This window comes from Vibrio renipiscarius (assembly GCF_000827885.1).
In the GTDB taxonomy this organism is placed as follows: Bacteria; Pseudomonadota; Gammaproteobacteria; order Enterobacterales; family Vibrionaceae; genus Vibrio; species Vibrio renipiscarius.
This window is the reverse complement of the sequence record NZ_JTKH01000003.1, coordinates 181,536-200,587: the sequence shown is the minus strand read 5'-3', so window position 1 is coordinate 200,587 and position 19,052 is coordinate 181,536. Positions and strand designations below refer to the sequence as shown.

20 protein-coding genes and 5 pseudogenes are annotated in these 19,052 nt (G+C 41.1%); 14 read left to right on the top strand and 11 right to left on the bottom strand.

Going from position 1 to position 19,052, the window contains the following annotated elements:
* Window positions 1-181: 181 nt before the first annotated feature.
* The gene (locus OJ16_RS01210) at window positions 182-1,021 is read right to left on the bottom strand and encodes an RNA polymerase sigma factor (RefSeq protein WP_052810424.1); all 840 of its coding nucleotides are present in this window, start codon (window positions 1,019-1,021) and stop codon (window positions 182-184) included.
* Between the two features lie 1,231 nt (window positions 1,022-2,252).
* On the opposite strand from OJ16_RS01210, the gene OJ16_RS01205 reads away from it, so the two are divergent.
* Window positions 2,253-3,956, top strand: a complete 1,704-nt coding sequence (locus tag OJ16_RS01205) for a reverse transcriptase domain-containing protein (RefSeq protein ID WP_052810425.1) — start codon at window positions 2,253-2,255, stop codon at window positions 3,954-3,956.
* Window positions 3,957-4,308: 352 nt separating this feature from the next.
* On the opposite strand, the pseudogene OJ16_RS19690 reads toward OJ16_RS01205, so the two are convergent.
* A pseudogene (locus OJ16_RS19690) lies at window positions 4,309-4,835 on the bottom strand (IS110 family RNA-guided transposase); the annotation flags it as partial.
* A 102-nt stretch (window positions 4,836-4,937) separates the two neighbouring features.
* Here OJ16_RS19690 and OJ16_RS01195 point away from each other — a divergent pair.
* On the top strand, window positions 4,938-5,651 hold the full coding sequence (locus OJ16_RS01195) for a hypothetical protein (RefSeq protein WP_040986565.1): 714 nt from the start codon (window positions 4,938-4,940) through the stop codon (window positions 5,649-5,651).
* A 393-nt stretch (window positions 5,652-6,044) separates the two neighbouring features.
* Here the strand turns inward: OJ16_RS01195 and OJ16_RS01190 are convergent, their stop codons facing one another.
* Complete coding sequence (locus OJ16_RS01190) at window positions 6,045-7,070, bottom strand: IS110 family RNA-guided transposase (protein ID WP_040986563.1); 1,026 nt, start codon at window positions 7,068-7,070, stop codon at window positions 6,045-6,047.
* Between the two features lie 93 nt (window positions 7,071-7,163).
* Here OJ16_RS01190 and OJ16_RS01185 point away from each other — a divergent pair, with 93 nt between their 5' ends.
* The 4 genes from OJ16_RS01185 to OJ16_RS01170 all read left to right on the top strand — a co-directional run bounded on the left by OJ16_RS01185 (window position 7,164) and on the right by OJ16_RS01170 (window position 10,099).
* Entirely contained in the window at window positions 7,164-7,610 is a 447-nt protein-coding gene (locus OJ16_RS01185; RefSeq protein ID WP_040986562.1) for a hypothetical protein, read from the top strand.
* 153 nt (window positions 7,611-7,763) lie between these two features.
* Entirely contained in the window at window positions 7,764-8,402 is a 639-nt protein-coding gene (locus tag OJ16_RS01180) for a glutathione S-transferase family protein (RefSeq protein WP_038219864.1), read from the top strand.
* 136 nt (window positions 8,403-8,538) lie between these two features.
* Window positions 8,539-9,054: a GNAT family N-acetyltransferase gene (locus OJ16_RS01175; RefSeq protein ID WP_236688469.1), complete on the top strand. Its 516-nt coding sequence runs from the start codon at window positions 8,539-8,541 to the stop codon at window positions 9,052-9,054.
* 151 nt (window positions 9,055-9,205) lie between these two features.
* Window positions 9,206-10,099 carry an NAD-dependent epimerase/dehydratase family protein gene (locus OJ16_RS01170; RefSeq protein WP_040986560.1) on the top strand — a complete coding sequence of 298 codons (894 nt, stop codon included), beginning with the start codon at window positions 9,206-9,208 and terminating at the stop codon, window positions 10,097-10,099.
* Window positions 10,100-10,184: 85 nt separating this feature from the next.
* On the opposite strand, the pseudogene OJ16_RS19685 reads toward OJ16_RS01170, so the two are convergent.
* Both OJ16_RS19685 and OJ16_RS19680 read right to left on the bottom strand, forming a co-directional pair.
* Window positions 10,185-10,550 (bottom strand): annotated as a pseudogene (locus OJ16_RS19685) (transposase); the annotation flags it as partial.
* A pseudogene (locus OJ16_RS19680) lies at window positions 10,523-10,666 on the bottom strand (integrase); the annotation flags it as partial. The pseudogenes OJ16_RS19680 and OJ16_RS19685, both read right to left, overlap by 28 nt.
* Before the next feature lie 200 nt (window positions 10,667-10,866).
* Between OJ16_RS19680 and OJ16_RS01165 the strand changes: the two are divergent.
* A complete protein-coding gene (locus OJ16_RS01165) occupies window positions 10,867-11,283 on the top strand; it encodes a hypothetical protein (RefSeq protein ID WP_040986558.1) in 417 nt (138 codons plus the stop codon).
* Window positions 11,284-11,341: 58 nt separating this feature from the next.
* On the opposite strand, the pseudogene OJ16_RS19905 reads toward OJ16_RS01165, so the two are convergent.
* Window positions 11,342-11,566, bottom strand: a pseudogene (locus tag OJ16_RS19905) (IS110 family transposase); the annotation flags it as partial.
* 99 nt (window positions 11,567-11,665) lie between these two features.
* Between OJ16_RS19905 and OJ16_RS01160 the strand changes: the two are divergent.
* The 3 genes from OJ16_RS01160 (at window position 11,666) to cyaB (ending at window position 13,498) form a co-directional block, all read left to right on the top strand.
* Window positions 11,666-12,043, top strand: a complete 378-nt coding sequence (locus tag OJ16_RS01160; protein WP_040986556.1) for a nuclear transport factor 2 family protein — start codon at window positions 11,666-11,668, stop codon at window positions 12,041-12,043.
* Window positions 12,044-12,212: 169 nt separating this feature from the next.
* A complete protein-coding gene (locus tag OJ16_RS01155) occupies window positions 12,213-12,848 on the top strand; it encodes a LysE family translocator (protein WP_040986554.1) in 636 nt (211 codons plus the stop codon).
* Between the two features lie 98 nt (window positions 12,849-12,946).
* Window positions 12,947-13,498, top strand: coding sequence for a class IV adenylate cyclase (cyaB, locus tag OJ16_RS01150; protein ID WP_040986552.1), 552 nt, complete (start codon window positions 12,947-12,949; stop codon window positions 13,496-13,498).
* A 136-nt stretch (window positions 13,499-13,634) separates the two neighbouring features.
* On the opposite strand, the gene OJ16_RS01145 is transcribed toward cyaB, so the two are convergent.
* Both OJ16_RS01145 and OJ16_RS01140 read right to left on the bottom strand, forming a co-directional pair.
* Entirely contained in the window at window positions 13,635-13,907 is a 273-nt protein-coding gene (locus tag OJ16_RS01145; protein ID WP_040986549.1) for a type II toxin-antitoxin system RelE/ParE family toxin, read from the bottom strand.
* Window positions 13,904-14,188: a type II toxin-antitoxin system RelB/DinJ family antitoxin gene (locus tag OJ16_RS01140; protein WP_040986547.1), complete on the bottom strand. Its 285-nt coding sequence runs from the start codon at window positions 14,186-14,188 to the stop codon at window positions 13,904-13,906. The genes OJ16_RS01145 and OJ16_RS01140 overlap by 4 nt, the downstream gene beginning before the upstream one ends.
* Before the next feature lie 154 nt (window positions 14,189-14,342).
* Between OJ16_RS01140 and OJ16_RS01135 the strand changes: the two genes are divergently transcribed.
* Window positions 14,343-15,143 carry a PhzF family phenazine biosynthesis protein gene (locus tag OJ16_RS01135; RefSeq protein WP_173425037.1) on the top strand — a complete coding sequence of 267 codons (801 nt, stop codon included), beginning with the start codon at window positions 14,343-14,345 and terminating at the stop codon, window positions 15,141-15,143.
* Window positions 15,144-15,682: 539 nt separating this feature from the next.
* Here the strand turns inward: OJ16_RS01135 and OJ16_RS01130 are convergent.
* Entirely contained in the window at window positions 15,683-16,081 is a 399-nt protein-coding gene (locus tag OJ16_RS01130) for a c-type cytochrome (protein ID WP_052810427.1), read from the bottom strand.
* 216 nt (window positions 16,082-16,297) lie between these two features.
* Between OJ16_RS01130 and OJ16_RS01125 the strand changes: the two genes are divergently transcribed.
* A complete protein-coding gene (locus tag OJ16_RS01125) occupies window positions 16,298-16,573 on the top strand; it encodes a hypothetical protein (RefSeq protein ID WP_040986543.1) in 276 nt (91 codons plus the stop codon).
* Window positions 16,574-16,641: 68 nt separating this feature from the next.
* On the opposite strand, the pseudogene OJ16_RS19900 reads toward OJ16_RS01125, so the two are convergent.
* Window positions 16,642-16,839, bottom strand: a pseudogene (locus OJ16_RS19900) (IS110 family transposase); the annotation flags it as partial.
* Between OJ16_RS19900 and OJ16_RS01120 the strand changes: the two are divergent.
* Together OJ16_RS01120 and OJ16_RS01115 are read left to right on the top strand one after the other, a co-directional pair.
* A complete protein-coding gene (locus OJ16_RS01120; protein WP_236688471.1) occupies window positions 16,750-17,454 on the top strand; it encodes a hypothetical protein in 705 nt (234 codons plus the stop codon). The pseudogene OJ16_RS19900 and the gene OJ16_RS01120 sit on opposite strands and share 90 nt — an antisense overlap.
* 83 nt (window positions 17,455-17,537) lie before the next feature.
* Window positions 17,538-17,999 (top strand): hypothetical protein, encoded by a 462-nt coding sequence (locus tag OJ16_RS01115; protein ID WP_152613805.1) that lies wholly within the window; start codon window positions 17,538-17,540, stop codon window positions 17,997-17,999.
* 183 nt (window positions 18,000-18,182) lie between these two features.
* Here the strand turns inward: OJ16_RS01115 and OJ16_RS19585 are convergent, their stop codons facing one another.
* The gene (locus OJ16_RS19585) at window positions 18,183-18,683 is read right to left on the bottom strand and encodes an outer membrane beta-barrel protein (RefSeq protein WP_052810428.1); all 501 of its coding nucleotides are present in this window, start codon (window positions 18,681-18,683) and stop codon (window positions 18,183-18,185) included.
* Window positions 18,684-19,052: the final 369 nt, after the last annotated feature.

Below are 19,052 nucleotides of genomic sequence, written 5' to 3'. Positions count from 1 at the left end.
TTATTTTTTGTGTGTGGTGTTTAGGTGGAGAAGGCTATCGGCAAGACTTCGCTTAAAGCGCCACAAAAAATGAGCTGTTTGCACGTATTCATCTTCTTCTGTTTAGTGACGCTCTGTTGCCAATCTGGACACGACCGCTCAATTAAAATTGCGGTCGTACTTGAGTATTAGGCGAAACACCTTAGTTAAAAACGCTGTATGCACCAGAGCTGATTAAAGTAGAAACAATCGTTAGAAATGAATCGGGCGTTTGGTATTCAGGATAGCGACGAAACATTGCGATGGTGCGATCTATCTCTGACAGTTCATCTAACTTTGCCAATAATGCAGCTCTACCATGAGTGGCAATCTCTCTAATGACAAACGTATCGGTGTCGGCTTGATTATTTTGGCTTAAGCGAATCGCGGCTGGCTGGTGGCACTGGCAAGCATTGTCTTTGCGCACCAGACCACAGTGTTGAGTCATAAACACTTGCAGTGATTTTTTGCTGCGAGATAGGCGGGCTCGATATGCTTCTGGGGTAATGCCTAATATAAACGCGCCTTCCTTACTGGTTACGCCATATGACTCGGTGAGAATCATAGCAATTCGGACTTCTTTATCTAAACAGGATAGTGCGGCTTGCATACAACCAAGCCTTGTCTCTTCCAATAGCACAGTTCGTTCTGGGTTTGACGCCTCAAGAGTAGGCGCGTGCTCGGTCATGGACCCGATGATTTCCCCAAAGGACTCAAAAGTAAGCTCAGGCCTGGCATTGAACTGTTTTTGTTTAGTCAGAAGGTGGTTGCTGGCAATTTTATATACCCATGTTTTAAAAGCGCTCTCTTCACGAAAGTTAGAAAGGTTGGTGATGACCTTGATTAAAATTTCCTGAGTTTGATCTTCGGCATCTTCAGGATGCCCCAACATTCTTAGTGAAAGGCCATACACGCTGCTTTTAATGCTGTTAACAATCGCCTCTAATGCGGCTTTATTTCCTTCTTTGGCAAGCTTGACCTGTTGCTCTAGATTTAAACTCATGTGTTCGTTCCGTGATGATTAATATTTCTATTTAATCCGTTGGTTGCAAGGGATGTTTGGCATGGCGCTGGTGAGGAGTAGCAGAACACATCTATTTTGTGAACGAAGTTTAAGCTCGATGATGGCTAAACAAACCTCAGTTCGCGATAGATATATGGTCTTGGAGTGAGTAAATCATATTTTTCTCATTTCGCGAACGGTGCAGATCAAATATCTAAAAATTAATGAGTTAGATGTGTTTTATTATCCGGTCGCGAACGGTAATCCGCTTGTCATTTGCCCCTTTTATGCCCATACAACGTGAAAATGCGGGTAGGCGACAAGTGAACAAAGCCTCTGAGTATAGATGCGCAATGTGATGAGGTTTGAAAGTGCCAGTTAACGCTGCTGCAACGTCAAGTAGGGAGGCGATATCAATCGCCAAGCAACTCTCCTTTTAGTGACAAATGCCTACGCGAGTTACGTACGTAAAACTAGGCTGAATAATCCTGCATTTTTGATTCGACCACCTGATTCGTGATCATAGCCCTCTGTTTATAAAAGGAAATTTACTTTAGAATTGTAGTGGCAAAGAACTAGAGAGAAAAATTCTGCATTTAAATATAGAATTTTTCTGTCTAATAACTGTTATATGGTGACGAAGATATCAAGGCAGGGTGTAACTGATGTGTCTAGAGTATTACTGAGCATCGAGTGCGTTGTTTAGAGGCGAAAATATAGAAGAGTGCAGGTCATTCTCATGCTACCCTCAAAGCAAATCTCGTCTGCTTAATACGCTGGCGATTAAATGCAGAACGAGCTTTGACTTTGAGGTAGTGCATTTCCCTTCACCTCAGCTTCGATTTTGTGCCTTTTGACGTAATTTATGTGCGTGTGATAGGCATTTCCGTGATGTCATGAGCTTTAGTCACCAATATAACAAGACGTTTAAATGCGACTCACAACACGTGGCATTTTCACTGTGCGTTGATTTTAGTGATTAAGGTGTTTGCAGTTGCATCGTTATTGCGTTGTTCACGCTTTAACTTTTCGTTAGTTGCATCAAGTGAGCATTGCATTCTGTTGAGTATTGTTATAGATTCTGCGGCAAGAGGCGAGAGTTTAACTTTCTGCTGTTAATCTGCGGCGGTCATAAGCATGTTTCTTTTTACCGGTCCTCAGCTAGCCTGATGATGCCGTTACGCTGTACAAGAGAAAACAAAATCGCCTCGTTCTTTAAGGGTTTGTTACTTTGGTAGACATTTCACTAATTTCCCAAATAGCAGCTAAAGCTGCATTCTCATCTAGTATTCAAGTACCTCTACCTAATAACTTGAAAGATTGTTCATGTGTCGAAGGGCTGGCTCAATATCTGGGTTTTACAAATTATGATGATCTGAAAACACTGATATACCCGTCCGTTGATCACCTTTACAAAGGCTTTAGCATTCCTAAAAAAAATGGCGAGTTTCGATTAATTGATGCGCCCAAAAAGGAGCTAAAAAAAATACAAAGATTCCTAGCGAACGAATTGGCTCAAGTATACACCCCACGTAATGCGACCCATGGTTTTGTAAAAGAACGAAGTATAGTTACAAATGCGTCGAAGCATGTTGATAAAAAATACGTACTCAATCTAGACCTTGAGGATTTCTTTGGCTCTATTCATTTCGGTCGTGTTAGAAACCTTTTCCAATCTCATCCTTTGAACTTACATCACTCGGTTGCAACGGTTTTGTCTCACTTGTGCTGCCACAATGGCAAGTTGCCTCAAGGTGCTCCAACATCGCCAATTATCTCCAATATGATCGCGTATCGTTTAGACAAGCAACTGCAGACATTAGCTTCCAAAAATAGGTGTACATATACACGGTATGCTGACGATATAACATTCTCGTTCACACAAACTCGTGGGCGCTTACCCAAGCCTATTGCTGTGTTAACTCGTGATCTACAGCTCTCTTTGGGCAATGAGCTAAAGGAGCTTATTACTGAGAATGGTTTTGTTATCAATTCGGATAAAACCAGAATTGCTGCGCGAAGCAATAGACAAGAAGTCACCGGTGTGATTGTCAATGAGCGTATGAATGTATCGAGAAAGTACATAAAACAAACTCGTTCCATGCTATATGCATGGAAAAAGTTTGGTCTCGAAGACACTGAAGAAACCTACTTAAGACAGTTTCACGGAAAAACTGTATTTGAAAAACACCAGCGGCGAATTGACGAAAAGAAAGGGCAATTTTTCAAGAAAATCGTAAAAGGCAGAATTAACTTTATTAAAATGGTTCGTGGCGCTGATGATTTAATATATAGAAAAGTAGCTTATGAATTTTCTGTACTAATCGGTAAACCTAAACCAGAACTTGTGCAAACCCCTTTAGATAAAGCCTGTGATTCGATCTTTGTCGTTGAGAACTTGCTAGACGATAGCCAAGGCACCGCGTTTTTGCTGAAGGGAATAGGTATCGTTACAAATGAACATGTTGTGCGCGGCATTGATGAGGATCTATCAGAGCTTTTGGAGCTATTTAGGCATCATGAGCAGGAAACTAAGCGTCCGGTTAAATTTCAAAAATCATGCAGATCTAGAGATTTGGCTATTTTAAAGCCAACTACAAGCTTTAACGGTATTAAGCGCCTGCAAGTAGGTGATGATAGTCAGATAGGCATTGGTTCGGTTGTAACCGTATTAGGTTTTCCCCAGTATTCTCCTGGTGAAACTCCATATATCAATACAGGTAAAATTATCCAATCTAAAGTATTGTTTGGTGAGCGCGTTTGGTTATTAGATATACCTGTAATACATGGAAATAGTGGTGGTCCCGTTCTTAATGACCGTCAAGAAGTTATTGGCGTAGCAGCAATAGGCTCACCAACGCATGACCTGTCAACTAAACTCCATGGCTTCATACCAATTTCCACGTTATTAGCGTATGTGGAAGAATGCAACTAACAATCTGTTTAAGGTGGTTTGCGGCGGCATCGGTATCGCGGTGCTCACACCTTAACAGGGCTACATGGATTCCCCCGGTTGTCAAACATCCGCTAAACTTATGTTGATGGGTTTTGGACTGCCGCTCTACATTCGGCCTATTTATCGATGATTCATTTACATCGTGGCCCTGATGACTTTGCGCGACTGCGGTGCCTTATTCGTTAGATGACATCTAATGTGTCCGCCGCATTAACAGGCTCTCCGCAAGTGGCCTTAACCTATCTCCATCATTAGCGTCTGCAATGACCCGGTGGGTTTAACTCTTTATGCTGCTTATATTTTTACTTAAGCGGCATAGTTTTCATATTCGGTTTGGTAGTTCATTCTCAGCATCTTTAAGCATTAACGGCACTTGCTTCATTAATGATGAACGACCAACAGGGATGATGAGTCCAAATTCAAATAGTAGGGCTCGCATCCGATTCATTAGCGCGGTGCGTTCGCGAACCCAATGTTCTCTCATTCGATGCACAGATAAGATGGCTTGTTGTTCAGGGGATTTTATAGGTACAAAGCGAGTTATGGACGCTGAACAGCTTCACAGATAGCAACGGCATCATTAAGGTCGTTTTTTCCTTTGGTTCGATAAGGGATGACGTATTTAACGGCCATAATGCGCGCATCATGCCCGAGTTTGTTGAGTGTTCTTGCCCAATAATGTGCACCACCACACGCTTCAACGCCTATACGCATGAGCGGCATATTTGCTATTGTAGTCAGCAGTTTAGAGCGAGTAACCGACTTATGAAGTAGGACTTTGCCATTTTGGTCGACAGCATGAAGACTAAAATGGTTTTTAGCCAGGTCGATACCGCAAAAATAAGAATAATCAGTCATGGTGCCTCCGGTGCAAATGTATTCCACTTAAGTGTGGCAGATCCTCGGGAGGGGGAATCCATGTCATTCGTTATATTAATTCAATAAATTCGGAGCAATTGTATGACTAAAGTGACACTTGGTTCGGCTATGTCGAATACAGTGAAATCTGAAAGGTCGTTAGATTTATCTGCTGATATCTCAGACATCGTTTTGTCAGAGTTAGCTGATAGTTTGGAGACGTTACCAATATTCGGCCTTCTATTTAAAGGCTACAATGTCTTGAATACGATTCAGGGCGAAATTTCCGCACGAAAAATCTACAATTTTTTCTATGAGATTCAAAACCTTTCTTTAGACGAGAAAGCAAAAGTAATGGATGCTATTTCTCAGAGCAAAGGAGGTGTTGATCAAGCAGGGCTTTTACTTTTGGATCTGGTTGATAAGTCTGATGACAACATGAAGCCAAGGCTAATTGGAAAATTGTTTGTAGCTTGTGCGTTTTGCGAAATTACAACCCAGCAGTTTTTACGATTATCGACTGTTATCAATAATCTGTTCGTTGACGACCTATTGAAGTTGAAAGAAGTATATGAGCACAACGCAATTTCTGATCAACTCAAGTCTATATACACAGCAAATGGTCTGATGGAAATATCTATTAAGAAGCCAGAGAAATTCTCTCAAGGCTACAGTATGTCAGAGCTTGGACAGGCTATATTTGATCGTGGTCTTGCGCTCGAATACTCTCTGACGGGTGATGGTAAGCTTTTAGCCGAAATTTGCTTTGATACCAAAGAAGACGTAGGTAATACATTAGAAAAGTTTCTTGAGTGAACCATTAATATAACAAAGCATTTAAGAGTGATTCCCAACGCTTGGCATTTTTCATTCCATCGTTGGGTTTTGTGTTTACGGTGGTAGGGTTAAGTTTCGTGATAGCGTTGCTCACACCTTAATGCGCTACATGGATTCCCCCGGTTGTCAAACATCCGCTAAACTTATGTTGATGGGTTTTGGACTGCCGCTCTACATTCGGCCTATTTATCGATGATTCATATACATCGTGGCCCTGATGACTTTGCGCGACTGCGGTGCCTTATTCGTTAGATGACATCTAATGTGTCCGCCGCATTAACAGGCTCTCCGCAAGTGGTCTTAACCTATCTCCATCATTAGCGTCTGCAATGACCCGGTGGGTTTAACTCTTTATGCTGCCTATGTTTTTACTTAAGCGGCATAGTTTTCATATTCGGTTTGATTGTGTAAAAGTGACCATATAATTCGTGCGTTTTTCGCCGCGAGTGCCACGATGGCTCGATTCATCCCTCTCCGCTCTAGAACGCCTCTGCACCATTGGCTCAACCTATCTTGCTTGTCACCAAGGTTTGCAATGACCGTTCTTGCGCCATGAACCAATAACGTTCGGAGATATTTATCACCGTGTTTGGTTATTCGGCCTAACCGAGGCTTACCGCCTGTGGAATATTGCTTTGGTACTAAGCCGAGCCAAGCAGAGAAGTCGCGGCTTTTATCAAATTGTGACCCATTGCCTATCGAAGCCAGTATTGCCGCGGCGGTTTGAGGCCCAATCCCTCTAACCGTCATGACTCGGCGAACATTGTCACTGACTTTCGCGCAAGCATCGAAGACTTGTTCTGTATCTGCGATACGTTGATTTAACTCGTCGAGGTGGTGATACGCATCGGAAATAACGGTCCTTGCGAGGCATGGTAGTGCATTCTCAGCATCTTCAAGCATTAACGGCACTTGCTTCATTAATGATGAACGACCAACAGGGATGATGAGTCCAAACTCAGACAATAGGGCTCGCATCCGATTCATTAGCGCGGTGCGTTCGCGAACCCAATGTTCTCGCATTCGATGCACAGATAAGATGGCTTGTTGTTCAGGGGATTTTATAGGTACAAAGCGAGTTGATGGACGCTGAACAGTTTCACAGATAGCAACGGCATCATTAAGGTCATCTTTTCCTTTGGTTCGATAAGGGATGACGTATTTAACGGCCATAATGCGCGCATCATGCCCGAGTTTATTGAGTGTTCTTGCCCAATAATGTGCACCACCACACGCTTCAACGCCTATACGCATGAGCGACATATTTGCTATTGTAGTCAGCAGTTTAGAGCGAGTAACCGACTTATGAAGTAGGACTTTGCCATTGTGGTCGACAGCATGAAGACTAAAATGGTTTTTAGCCAGGTCGATACCGCAAAAATAAGAATAATCAGACATGGTGCCTCCGGTGCAAATGTATTCCACTTAAGTGTGGCAGATCCTCGGGAGGGGGAATCCATGTCATTCGTTAACTTATATAGGAGTGTTTGGGTGGATATTGTCCCAAAATTTTCAGATGTAAAGCATTTAAGCGATTTAGCTAAAATCTTTGCATTGCCGATGCTAGCTGTGGCTTACATGATTCAAACAGGCTTCACGATTGGCTGGGATGGTTATTTTTCATTTGAAATCCATGACGAACTAACAGGTTCTCAAGCATTGGCTCGACTTGGATTAATCGTCGTAGGTAAATCTATATGGATAGCATTTTGGGGAGCTTGCTTGTATGCACTAATAGCGATGGTTCATATTTTCATCGGTGGTGGCATCGTACCACTTTGTGCGACTATCTTCTTTGTATTTGCTTTACTAGGTTTATTTGAAGTTGAGTTACCGAACATAGTGCCAGATATAAGTAAATTCTGGTCATATTGTTTTTTAGTCTGGGGGTTCTTCCTACTAAATATCAAGGATCAGCTTGATGAAAATATAAGTTAACAAACAATTTAAGAGGGATTCTCAACGCTTGGCGTTTTTGCTTCTACTTCAAGCTTAGTGTTTATGGCACAATGCTTTAGGTTAAGTGGTAGCGTTGTTCACACCTTAATTGGGCGTTATGAGTATCCGCTAGTTTTCAATATGGAGGTTGTTTTGTTTAAGCTATATTACTACCCAAACAATGCGAGTTTAGCTCCGCATTTTCTACTTCATCATGTTGGCGCTGAATACGATCTCTTACTGGTTGATAAGAAGTCAAATTCGCAAAAATCAGCTGAGTATTTAAAGCTGAATCCAGCTGGTCGTATTCCTACTCTCGTGTATAACGAACAGGCTATTTTTGAGAGCCCAGCAATCTGTATTCATATTTGTGAATTACACCCTGAACAAGGGCTAATTCCGGTTATTGGTGACTCTGCGCGTCCGCTGTTCTTTCAATGGTTAGCTTTTCTAAACAACACGCTTCAAGCTGAGTTAATGGTTCGTTATTATCCACATCGTCATACAAATGATGAGTCAACGATCCCAAATGTCGTAGCGGCTCAAGATGAGCGTATAGCTGAAGCTTTGTCGATCATAAATGATCAGCTAGAGCATAATGATTACCTACTAGGTGACACTCTGTCTGCGTGTGACTACTTCTTGTTCATGTTGGCTGAGTGGTCGTTACCAATTCAGAGATCGCCTTTGACATTCAAACACTTGGCTAGCTATCTTAATCGCTTGTCGGATCATCCAACAGTGAAAGCTGTTTGTGACATTGAAGGTATAGATCTCACACCATTTAAGTGATACTCATAACAAAGCGTTCAAGACGGATTCGCAACGCGTGGCATTTTCATTATGCGTTGAATTTAGTGATTAAGGGGTGAGCAACATCGGTATTGCGTTGCTCACCACTTAAGCGAGCGTTATGTGAATGGAGCTCATGTTGAAAATATCAGTCTTCGAAAATGGTGAAATTGAGGCGCATGAAGCTGCACTTAATACACATCTAAACTCGGTTTTTGGCCAAAATTCTATGGTCAATTTTAATCACGAGTTCGTTTGTACAGTTATAATTGAAGACGAAAATCAGATTATTGCTACTGGTTTTGCTTACAGCCGTTTAATGTCACAAGGCTCAACAATCTTCAAAGCGGGCATAGTTGGTGGCATTGCTGTTGCACCAAATAAGCGCGGTCTTGGGTTAGCCAAAGTCATCGTAAAAGAACTGGATAAATACTTGGTTTCTTTTGGTGTAACTCATTCTTTTCTATTCGCTTATGAGCCAGATGTATATCGAAGTTCAGGGTATTCAGAATTACTTTTTCCTATTCATTACTTCGACATACAGCAGGAAAATTGGAATGAGTTTGTCTACCGCGGAGGCATGATTAAGACTTACAAAGGCAGTCATGTTCTAAGTAATCAAGTCATTGAGTTTAATGGTTGTGTGTATTGATATCGCTGGAAAAATTCACATAACAAATGAGGATTAAGCGCTGCGTAGCCAGCGTTAAATCCCGAGTGTTGAACAAGCCCGAAGCCTCTTTATTGGTAAATTGTGCGATGGCGTTAGCTGCTTTGAGGTTAATCATTAGTAAGGTGTCGTAATGAGAATTTTGGTAACAGGCTCTGCAGGTAGGGTTGGTCGTGCAATCTATATTAAATTAATGCGAACACATGACGTAGTAGGCATTGATAAAACACCTTGCTCAACAGCTGATTACATTGGTGATATCCGTGATAGCGCTTTGATTGATGGGATTCTTGAAAATATTGATGTTATCGTTCATACAGCGGCTGTTCATGCTCCTCATGTTGGTTTAGTTTCTGATTCAGAATTTCAATCAATCAACGTAGATGCGACTGAGAAATTGGCTTTAGCTGGTATAAAAGCAGGTATTAAGCACTTTGTTTTTACCAGTACAACTGCGTTGTACGGCTATGCTTCGACGCCAAAAAGTATTGCTGGTTGGATTGATGAGGAAGTTACCCCTCAACCCAAGTCGATTTATCATAAAAGTAAAATAGCGGCTGAAACTAAGCTAGAAGAAATTTCAAATCTGTTTCAGCTCCCAGTGACTGTGCTGCAAATGTCGAGATGCTTTCCTGAGCCTGCGGATTTAATGGCTGTATTTCGCCTGACTCGTGGTATTGATGCTCGCGATGTAGCAAATGCTCATTTATGTGCTGTGGAAAAACGCTTAAGCGGTTTTAATCGTTTTATAATATCAGGTGCAACACCTTTTCATTTTTCTGATTGTGAAGCTCTATATATTGAAGCTGGGGCTGTTATCAAACGCAAGTGCCCAGAAATCGCGCTAGCGTTTCAACAAAGAAGTTGGCAATTACCTCAAAGCTTAGATCGAGTATATGATTCGTCGTCCGCACGTGAGAAATTAGGTTGGTGGCCTATACATGGTTTTGAAAGTGTTTTAGACATGCTAGATACTGAAACCGCAGAAGTATTACCAGTTTTGAAACGCAGCCATACAAGCGTTTAAGACGGATGCCCAACGCTCGGCATTTTTGGCTTATTTTGTATTCAGTGTTTATGTCCCAATGGTTTAGCTCATATGTTTGTCTATTTTGGCCGCGTAAGAAGCCGTAATCTCGTACCCGTTGTAATCCTTTCGGCAACACATGTTGCAAAATCAAAAGCAAGAATTTAAGTAGTGGCAGACAGCGTGTTTTCCACATTTGAGTGCGACTGTCTTTATAGCGAAAAGTCACTGCGTCATCGCAAATATGGAGAATGTCGCGGTCAGGCAACACGCCGCGATAAAGGTAGCGAGACAGATATTCTAATGCAGGTTCTCCATTGCCAACTTGACGACAATCGACCACCCATTGTTTGGGTATGTCCTGAGGTAACCACAAATCAGGGTGCTGTTTTATCGCCGTCATCATTCTTGCGCGCCACATGGTGGCCAGCGCGAATGCGTTGAATAAGTACGACGAACCGCACGAGAATAAGCATCCATGGTGGCGGGTCGTTTCCCTTGCAGAGTTAAGTTGGTAAGGTATTGTTCATAAAGCGCATGGTAGCGTTGTTGTTCGTTTGAGTTCATCGGGTTATCTCCAGTAATCGTCTTAACATAAAGGCGCGACTGAAAGTATGGATGATAGTATCTTTCACTCTGCCGCAGAGCGGCTTCGTTCAACAAGAAATTTAAATCTGATTCGTAAACGCGTGCCGAACTCGCTAACGCTCAAACATGGCACACGCTCACTCACAGTTTAAACAGGCGTTACATAGCAGGAGCTATCAATGAGAAATATTGAAGATGTTGTGAAGGATATCGACAGTTTTTTCCCAATGAATGACGAATGGGAGGCTCTAGACGAATTAGTCGAAGAAGCTTTTGATTTTAATGATATTCGAGTCGTTAAAAGTTTGCTGTTTGTTTTGGAGCGTAATCCTGAGCATGACGGTTACGGTACTTTTTGGTCGATAGTTCACGCTCTAGAGAATATTGGGAACTATGAGAAAGAGCTTGTAAAATCTGTCCTAAACAAACCTCACGCAATGAGCTTGTTGATGCTCCATAGACTTCTAAATAGCAATGTTCATTTAATCGCCGGTAAACCTATTGTTGAAATTTTTAGGGAAGTATCTAACAACTCAAAATTTACAAAAGGTCATAGAGAAACCGCAAAACATTACTTGTCTCGGCATGCTATGTAATAAACTGTTTAAGAGTGATTCGCAACGCATGGCATTTTTGCTATGCGCTGCGCTTAGTGATTAAGGTAGTATGCCCGTGTTTATTGAGTGTTCTTACCCAATAATGTGCACCACTACACGCTTCAACGCCTATACACATGAGCGGCATATTTACTATTGTAGTCAGCAGTTTAGAGCGAGTAACCGACTTATGAAGTAGGACTTTGCCATTTTGGTCGACAGCATGAAGACTAAAATGGTTTTTAGCCAGGTCGATACCGCAAAAATAAGAATAATCAGACATGGTGCCTCCGGTGCAAATGTATTCCACTTAAGTGTGGCAGATCCTCGGGAGGGGGAATCCATGTCATTCGTTATATGCCTTATCGCTTTCGGAGAATATATGGATATATTAGTTGAACAAGAAGTTGAGCTTCATAAGTACGAAATCCGACAAAACAAGGCCGATAGAGAGCGTTTGATTCACCCGCACTTTTCAGAAGTTGGTAAATCAGGGAATAGCTATGACTATTCTTCTATCGTTGAAATGATGGAAACTGAAAAACCTTCAAGTGCTCGTGTTCATTCGCAAAACTATGAATGTATTCAACTTGAACCATCTGTCCAACTGTTAAAGTATAAGTCAGCCATTGTCGACGAAGCAGGCGAAGTCAGTGGCTACGCAAAACGTTGTTCTATTTGGGTTTTTACAGGTACATCTTGGCAACTAAAATACCACCAAGGCACGCCGTGTTCGCCTTTCAAATTAGAACAGGTCTAGGCTACGGGGAACTGGCCTATAACAAATTACTTAACAGGGACTCCTAACGCTTGGCGAACTCAACTCACAGTTTAAGCGCCGTGTTTAGGGCACAATATTCAAGTTAGGTGGTAACGCGTTATCGCCCGCTAGTAAGGCGTTATCTTTTTTTTGAGCAAAGGAGTGTTCAATGAATTTAGATACTTGGTTGATGTTTTTTCTTGCGTATTTAGTCGTTACATTATCGCCGGGCCCTAATGTACTGTTGGTTGTGAAAAATAGTGTTCAATACGGTATTGGGTCTGCTTTTGTTACCATTCTAGGTAACCTATTTTGTCAATTTCTCATTGTTGGTTTGGTTGCCGTAGGTGTTGGGGAAATTCTTACTCGTCTACCAACATGGTTTTTTGTCATGAAGTGTGTGGGTGGTTTGTATTTAATTTACCTTGGAATTAAAAGTTTCAAACAAATAAGGAAAGATAGCCTTGAACTATCAAAACTCGGCTTTGAGCTAAAGAAAAGGAATTCAAAATCTCTGTTCCGAGAGGCATTCTTTGTTTCAGTAAGTAATCCTAAAACTATGATTTTTCTATCGGCATTCTTGCCTCAATTTTTAGATACAACTCATTCTCATATGGCGCAATTTGTCATAATGTATCTATCGATTTGCGTTATTGTAGCGAGCGTCCATTTGAACTATGCACTAGCCATTTGCCGAATAGGGAAAAAGCTGAGTACAAAAAAATTCGAGGGTAGGCTCGCAAAAGTTTCAGGCAGCTTATTTATAGGAATGGGTAGTGGGATCCTTTTGAGTTCAAAGCCTTAAATATAACAAGGCTACCGTAATCGAACGTAGTTAACTAAAATCCGTGAATTAGCGTGCTAATCTAGCCTTCTTTATCATTTTTAGTAAGTAGTGATTCGATGTCAGAACATTTTGAAGGTAAGTTTGAAGTAGAATTGAAATATAGGCTGAAGTCTAAATCTCAGTTTTTAACTATATTGAATTCAATGACGTATGAAGTCATGCTTGAAGATAACTTAGAATCTGATTGTTACTTTGATACTCCTGAACAAGTACTTTTGGCTGAAAATAAAAGTCTTTGCATTCGTGAAATGGAACCGTCTGGAATTAAACTTTGGATAGTTAAAGGGCCAGAGGCTGACCGTTGTGAAGCAACGAATATCACCGATGCCAATAAAGCGAAAAATATGCTTAATACAATGGGCTATGATGTTGTTTTAGCCATGAAGAAAACGCGTAGTATTTACTTTGTTGGTGAATTTCATATTACTGTCGATACTCTTAATGGGTTAGGTGATTTTGCTGAATTTGCGATTATGACTGACGATGAGAGCTTACTTGAAAGTTATCGGTCTGAACTGATTATTTTAGCAAGTAAGTTTGGTCTGAGTTCTACGGACTTAGAACATCGTTCATACCGAAAAATGTACTCAGAAAGTCTTACGGTATAACAAATGTATCAACACGATTTGCTACACTCGGCGTTGTCAGTTTGCCCTTAGTTTCAGTGATTAAGGCGTTAAAATTCAGCTAGGTCTGTATTGTAGTAACCGTGGTATGTAGGCGTTAGTTCCCCAGAGCGAGCAATCAATCCATAGGAAATTTTTGTTTCTGGTGGAGCACGCGCATGATTCGGATAATGTCGCCTTCGATCCAATAGGAGACGATCATCGAAATCTCAGGGATAATGAGTAATCTCCCACGAATACCGTCTCGACCCATAAGTGGCTGTTCAAGTAAATTTTCTACTTTAGTTTCGATGATTTCGTCAGTTTTTTCTGCTGCGTTAGGGTTGAAGTCATAAAGAAACTCAAAGATCTTCTCACGATCATTTAGCGATTCTTCTTCCCATAAAATCATTGTTGACCTCGGCTGCGAATCTTAGCTTTTCGTTCAGCCATTCGTGCTTTTGCTGAGTCATGGTCAACAAACGAAGCTTTTGCTGAGTCAAACTTCTCAAATGCTAGGTTTATTTGTTCAGTTAACCAAGCGTCGTGAGATAATGCTTTGCGTTGTTGTTCAGCCATTTGCTCAGTTAGTTCACGGCAAGCGTCACTCAAAGTGCGACCTTGGCTCTCAGCCATTTGTTGAGCTAGGCGTTTTGTTTCTTCATCAACACGAAATTGAATTCTAGTGTCCATGATGTATTCCTTTGTTGGTGTGTGTACAAATGTTAGCACTAGCCTTTGAGATGGGCAACTAGCAAACAATTTAAGAGTGATTCGTAACGCTTGGCATTAAGTATAGCCAAGCGCTGCTCACCTTAATGCGGTTATAAAGCAAAAGGAGTTCAAATTGGAAATGGATATATTCGTAGTTGATGCGTTCACAAATCAACAGTTTAAAGGTAATTCAGCGGCAGTCATTCCTGTTACGATATGGCCTGAAGCCGAATTGATGCAAAATATTGCAGCTGAAAATAATTTGTCAGAAACAGCCTTTATTAAGCTAATAAAAGAAAATCAATATGAGATTCGTTGGTTTTCACCACTGACTGAAATTGATTTTTGTGGTCATGCTACATTAGCATCAGCACATGTATTATTTCATGAATTGGGTGTTAAAACGGAAATAGAGTTTCATACTGTCAAAGTTGGTATGTTGAAGGTCACTTTAAACACCGATAACGATATTGAAATGGTTTTTCCTGTCCAAACACCTGAAGTAATTACTCAGCCTCCACAATCTCTAATTTCTGGCCTTTCCAAAGAGCCTACAACGATCCTAAAAAATAGACAGGCCTATTTTGCCATTTTCAATAATGAGCAGGACGTACGAAAAGTTACGTATAAAACAGAACACTTAAAAGAGTTAGCTCCGTTTGATGTTGTAGTGACATCATTGTCTGAATCTGCTGATTATGATTTTGTTTCTAGGTATTTTTGGCCAGCAAACGGTGGCGATGAAGATCCGGTAACAGGATCAATTCATTGTGGTTTAGCTCCTTATTGGGGGGGGATTTTAAACAAAAGTGAATTAATCGCATATCAAGCGTCTAAGAGAGGTGGAGTTTTAAAATGCGTGGTTAAAGCTGATAATGTCGTTATATCAGGAAAGGCTGTTTTATATTTAAAAGGTAAAATTACGGTGTCGTAAAATTGCTTTATAAAAAATAAGGATTAAGCGCTGCGTAGCCAGTGTTAAATGGGCCTTGAGTCTTTTCTCAAGGTGAACCTAAGCGTGATAGGGTTATTAATTCTAATATTGTCAATGGGTTAAGCAGGTGTATTCTCGTCAAGTCTCACTGGATATAGAAATTCCCTTTGGGGATTCAACGGTATTTACTATTGCGTGGGGTTCCAAGATTAACAACTGGCATTGCATGTGGGAAACGTGCTAACAGGCAATACAATCTGACTCCGCAACCTGGCGCTCGTTTTGCTATCGTTCTGTTAGAAACGGCTTGGGGTTCGACATACAAGGCGTTATAAGCACGGATTTTCATGAAAAGGGATTATGATGGAAGAACTTCAAGGTGGGCGTGAAGGGGTCGTTTTTCGCTCAGAATAATTGGCTGTTAATGTGTACATGGTTAAGATCCAAGCACGGCAAGTACGCAATTATTATAGAGTATTGATCTAAATGCCATTTCGCTCATACCGTGGCTAGCCCATTTCACAGCATCAAAATTTCTGCTAACTCAAGTCATGCTTTTGTGTCGGTTGGTTTGTATCTCGAATGTATTCGAGTATGTCGTTAACATCTTTTTCGGTGAGTATAGTGTTAAAAGCAGGCATCGAGCCTTCTTGTCCATTATCGCCCTCTAAGACCGAGTTGATTAGTTCATATTTAAAGCCAAGCGGGTTGATAATTTCTTCGTAGATATTATCAGGGCTGACAGCAAGAGAGCTTGCAGCGACGCCATCACCAAGTCCTCTCGTTCCATGACAAATAGAGCAGTTGGTATCATATAGGCTTTTACCAGATACGAGGTTTGGTTTTCCGTGCATGTTATCGGTATAGGTTTTAGCCCCGAAAAAGGCAGCCGCGGAGAAGAAGACCAAGCCAATGAGATAAGTTAACGTTTTTTTCATAGTAGTACCTCCAGAAATTGTGCTTAGGAAAAGTTATATAACGTGGGCTGTGAAAAAATAGTGAAGTGAACGAACATATGCCGAGCAAGTGACTAAAGTGGGTGTTGTCACATCAGGCAGTTTCACTGTGAAGTTGCATGCGCTTGGTGACGTTCGTCACTCGCGCTACTCAGTAGAGCGTTATGTGCTCAGGCCCAATATCTCATGGAGGAGATAATGAAAGACCCAGATATCGAATTTTCGAAGTGGAAGCTAGAGAGGCGAAAGGGAAGCCTTAGTTTTGCTGTCCGTACATCTTTTCCTGCGGTTATCGGTATGATGATAGGCCGAACTATTGAACCGTTGTTTATGTCAGAAACGGCTTGGGGTTGGGCTCAAACTACCGATGTATTAATGAGTGGTGTTTGGGGCTCGATTGGTGCTATTTCTGTCAGTTTTGTCATTTGGTGCTGGCGTGAAGAAAAGTATAAGCGCCACATAGCAAGATTTTAGACACGGCACAAAAAGCGTTTAAGACGGATTTTTTATTTCCCCCGATCTAGTCGATACCTACAATCTTAATTCAATATCCTCGCCCAATAATGCGTCCCACCGCACGCTTCCACGCCTATACGTATGAGTGGCATCTTTGTTATCGTAGACAGCAGTTTAGAGCGAGTTGCCGACTTATGGAGCCGGATGTTGCCATTTTGGTCCACGGCATCAAGGCTAAAATGGTTTTTAGCCAGGTCGAGACCGCAGCAGGAGTAATCAGACACGGCGCCTTCGGTGAACATGTATTTCACCTAAATGCGGCAGATCCACGGGAAGTGGAATCTATGTCATTCGTTAAGTATAAGGAAATAATTTTGAGATTTATTGTCATTCTTACATCATTAATCGCAACTTTTGGGGCTAATGCCAATGAGCTTGAAAATGTAGTCGAACAATATGTTGGCGCTATTTTTAGTTACAATTGTGAGCAGATTGCAGAGCTAGTGCATCCCGATGACTTAAGCTTGTTTCAAGAGAAAGTAGATAACGCACTTCAGAGCCCAAATAAAGACTTGGTCAATGAAGAGTTGCTTCCATTGCTGGGCGTTGACTCTCGACAACAAGCAGCCAAGTTAACGGCAAAAGAATCATATAGTAATCTTTGCACAAATCTTACGGCAAAGCTCCCGACTCAAGAATTAAAAATAGCCAACGCTGAGATTGAACATCTTAAGAAGACAACTCATGGTGATATTGTTGTTGTCACATACAAAGTAACCTACGAGCTCGGCGGGAAATCGACTTACAATATTTCCCAGTATAGTTTCAAAAAGTACCAAGATAGCTGGCGCATCTTACTTACGCCTGAGTCTTTAGCGTACTTTGAGCAATATACCTAACAAATAGAGATTAAGCGCTGCGCAGCCAACGTTAAATCGCGAGTGCCGAACACAAATTCCTCATCACCTTGTTAAGGGATGTTATGAATATAAGGATATATAGCGGACTTTTGATGGTTATTTGTTTTGGCGTCAACGCTGCAAATGAAAAGAATGATGAATTTCATCATTATCTACATCAAAATGTGACGAATCAGACTCTTAAAAAAGTTGCTTTTGAAGCTGACATTATTTGGGATGAAATGTTCAGTATTTACAGGGGTAAGAAAATAAACGAACTTGACGCCCGTAATTTTATGGTTGAGTTAGTGAGCACAGAAATGTGTTTAAGGCGTTTACAATCGAAGTTGCTGAGTGAGCCCTCTATTAAAGCTGAGTACTTGGATACGGTGGATCTCTCATTCGAGTATGTAAAGGCACAAAATTATATTTATCAAACGATGGGTGCTGACTATCAAGACAGTATTATATCTTTACTTCCCAATAAAACGTGTGGTGATCATTTAACCCAAGACGAAATTGAAAATATAATAAATAAAAACTAAGCGATGCGCTGTCATTGTTATTTCAAGATGTTAATTAGCTCTGGTCATTTCGCGAGCAAGGATAGTCAGACATGGAGCCTCCGGTGAACCTCTATTTCAATTAAGTGTGGTAGAATATCGGGAGGGGCCCCATGTCATACGGCAGACGAATAAAGATCTAACTTTTAGGTAGGCCTTTATGACTTATTTGAATCGGTAATTAAGCCCAATGCTCATGCTATCTTCATCAATATTATCTTGACTAGATGTCATTCCAAATGAATGGTTGTAGTTACTTATTAATTGAAAGTTAGTGTTAATGTTGTATCCAACGGATGCGCCTAACATCGGCCCAAAGTCTGATTCTTTGTAGTGGTTATCTTTATATTTAGAGTAGGTTGCACCGACTTCTGGCGCAACAAAGAAGTTTGATTCTTGTATATTAAATGGCTTTTCAATGGCCAGAGTATAATTATCATAATCAGCATCATGATTGGAAAGTGTGGCAGCGGTTCCTTTAATATTCCCCCAGTCTTGTTCAGCAGCGCCTTGGAATTTGATGCCATCCATATTCGTATGATGGTTACCTATTTTGACATTGCCATGCTCATAGCTTCCCCCTAGATAGGCCTGTGTGCTTTGAGCAATGGATAATCCGGGGGCCAAAGAAAATACGCAGAAGGTTAGTAATGTCATCTTTTTCATGCGGTGCTCCTTATTTAATGTCTACTTATATCTTATAAAAAACACCGTTCACTCGTAGTTTTTTTTTCGTAATGTTAGTTTTTATAATTAATTGGAACATTGTACGATTTGAGGAGCAATGACATCCGCTATATAGCGGCTCAATCTGTGCGATTGAATAAGTGGAAAACGTTTCCTCTTGCCCCTGTTCTCGAAAATGCTTAAACGACGATGGCGTCAATCGCTCGTTTTTAGCTGTGTTTGTATTCCCTATACCGCCATCTATTGAGCCGACTACAGATTACGTTTTGAGTAATCGAATCGTTCTGCTGTTTTCAAAGTCAGCTGACCAATGTTCCCGATTTCGTATTTTTGAACTGGCTCACTGTT

Bases quoted from the DNA above. Each gene is read 5' to 3' on its own strand.
- OJ16_RS01125 (WP_040986543.1), top strand. From the start codon at position 16,298: ATGAAAGACCCAGATATCGAATTTTCGAAGTGGAAGCTAGAGAGGCGA.
- OJ16_RS01175 (WP_236688469.1), top strand. From the start codon at position 8,539: ATGTTGAAAATATCAGTCTTCGAAAATGGTGAAATTGAGGCGCATGAA.
- OJ16_RS01120 (WP_236688471.1), top strand. From the start codon at position 16,750: ATGGAGCCGGATGTTGCCATTTTGGTCCACGGCATCAAGGCTAAAATG.
- OJ16_RS01165 (WP_040986558.1), top strand. From the start codon at position 10,867: ATGAGAAATATTGAAGATGTTGTGAAGGATATCGACAGTTTTTTCCCA.
- OJ16_RS01115 (WP_152613805.1), top strand. From the start codon at position 17,538: ATGAATATAAGGATATATAGCGGACTTTTGATGGTTATTTGTTTTGGC.
- cyaB (WP_040986552.1), top strand. From the start codon at position 12,947: ATGTCAGAACATTTTGAAGGTAAGTTTGAAGTAGAATTGAAATATAGG.
- OJ16_RS01170 (WP_040986560.1), top strand. From the start codon at position 9,206: ATGAGAATTTTGGTAACAGGCTCTGCAGGTAGGGTTGGTCGTGCAATC.
- OJ16_RS01140 (WP_040986547.1), bottom strand. From the start codon at position 14,188: ATGGACACTAGAATTCAATTTCGTGTTGATGAAGAAACAAAACGCCTA.
- OJ16_RS01145 (WP_040986549.1), bottom strand. From the start codon at position 13,907: ATGATTTTATGGGAAGAAGAATCGCTAAATGATCGTGAGAAGATCTTT.
- OJ16_RS01190 (WP_040986563.1), bottom strand. From the start codon at position 7,070: ATGTCTGATTATTCTTATTTTTGCGGTATCGACCTGGCTAAAAACCAT.
- OJ16_RS01195 (WP_040986565.1), top strand. From the start codon at position 4,938: ATGACTAAAGTGACACTTGGTTCGGCTATGTCGAATACAGTGAAATCT.
- OJ16_RS01130 (WP_052810427.1), bottom strand. From the start codon at position 16,081: ATGAAAAAAACGTTAACTTATCTCATTGGCTTGGTCTTCTTCTCCGCG.
- OJ16_RS01155 (WP_040986554.1), top strand. From the start codon at position 12,213: ATGAATTTAGATACTTGGTTGATGTTTTTTCTTGCGTATTTAGTCGTT.
- OJ16_RS01210 (WP_052810424.1), bottom strand. From the start codon at position 1,021: ATGAGTTTAAATCTAGAGCAACAGGTCAAGCTTGCCAAAGAAGGAAAT.
- OJ16_RS19585 (WP_052810428.1), bottom strand. From the start codon at position 18,683: ATGAAAAAGATGACATTACTAACCTTCTGCGTATTTTCTTTGGCCCCC.
- OJ16_RS01160 (WP_040986556.1), top strand. From the start codon at position 11,666: ATGGATATATTAGTTGAACAAGAAGTTGAGCTTCATAAGTACGAAATC.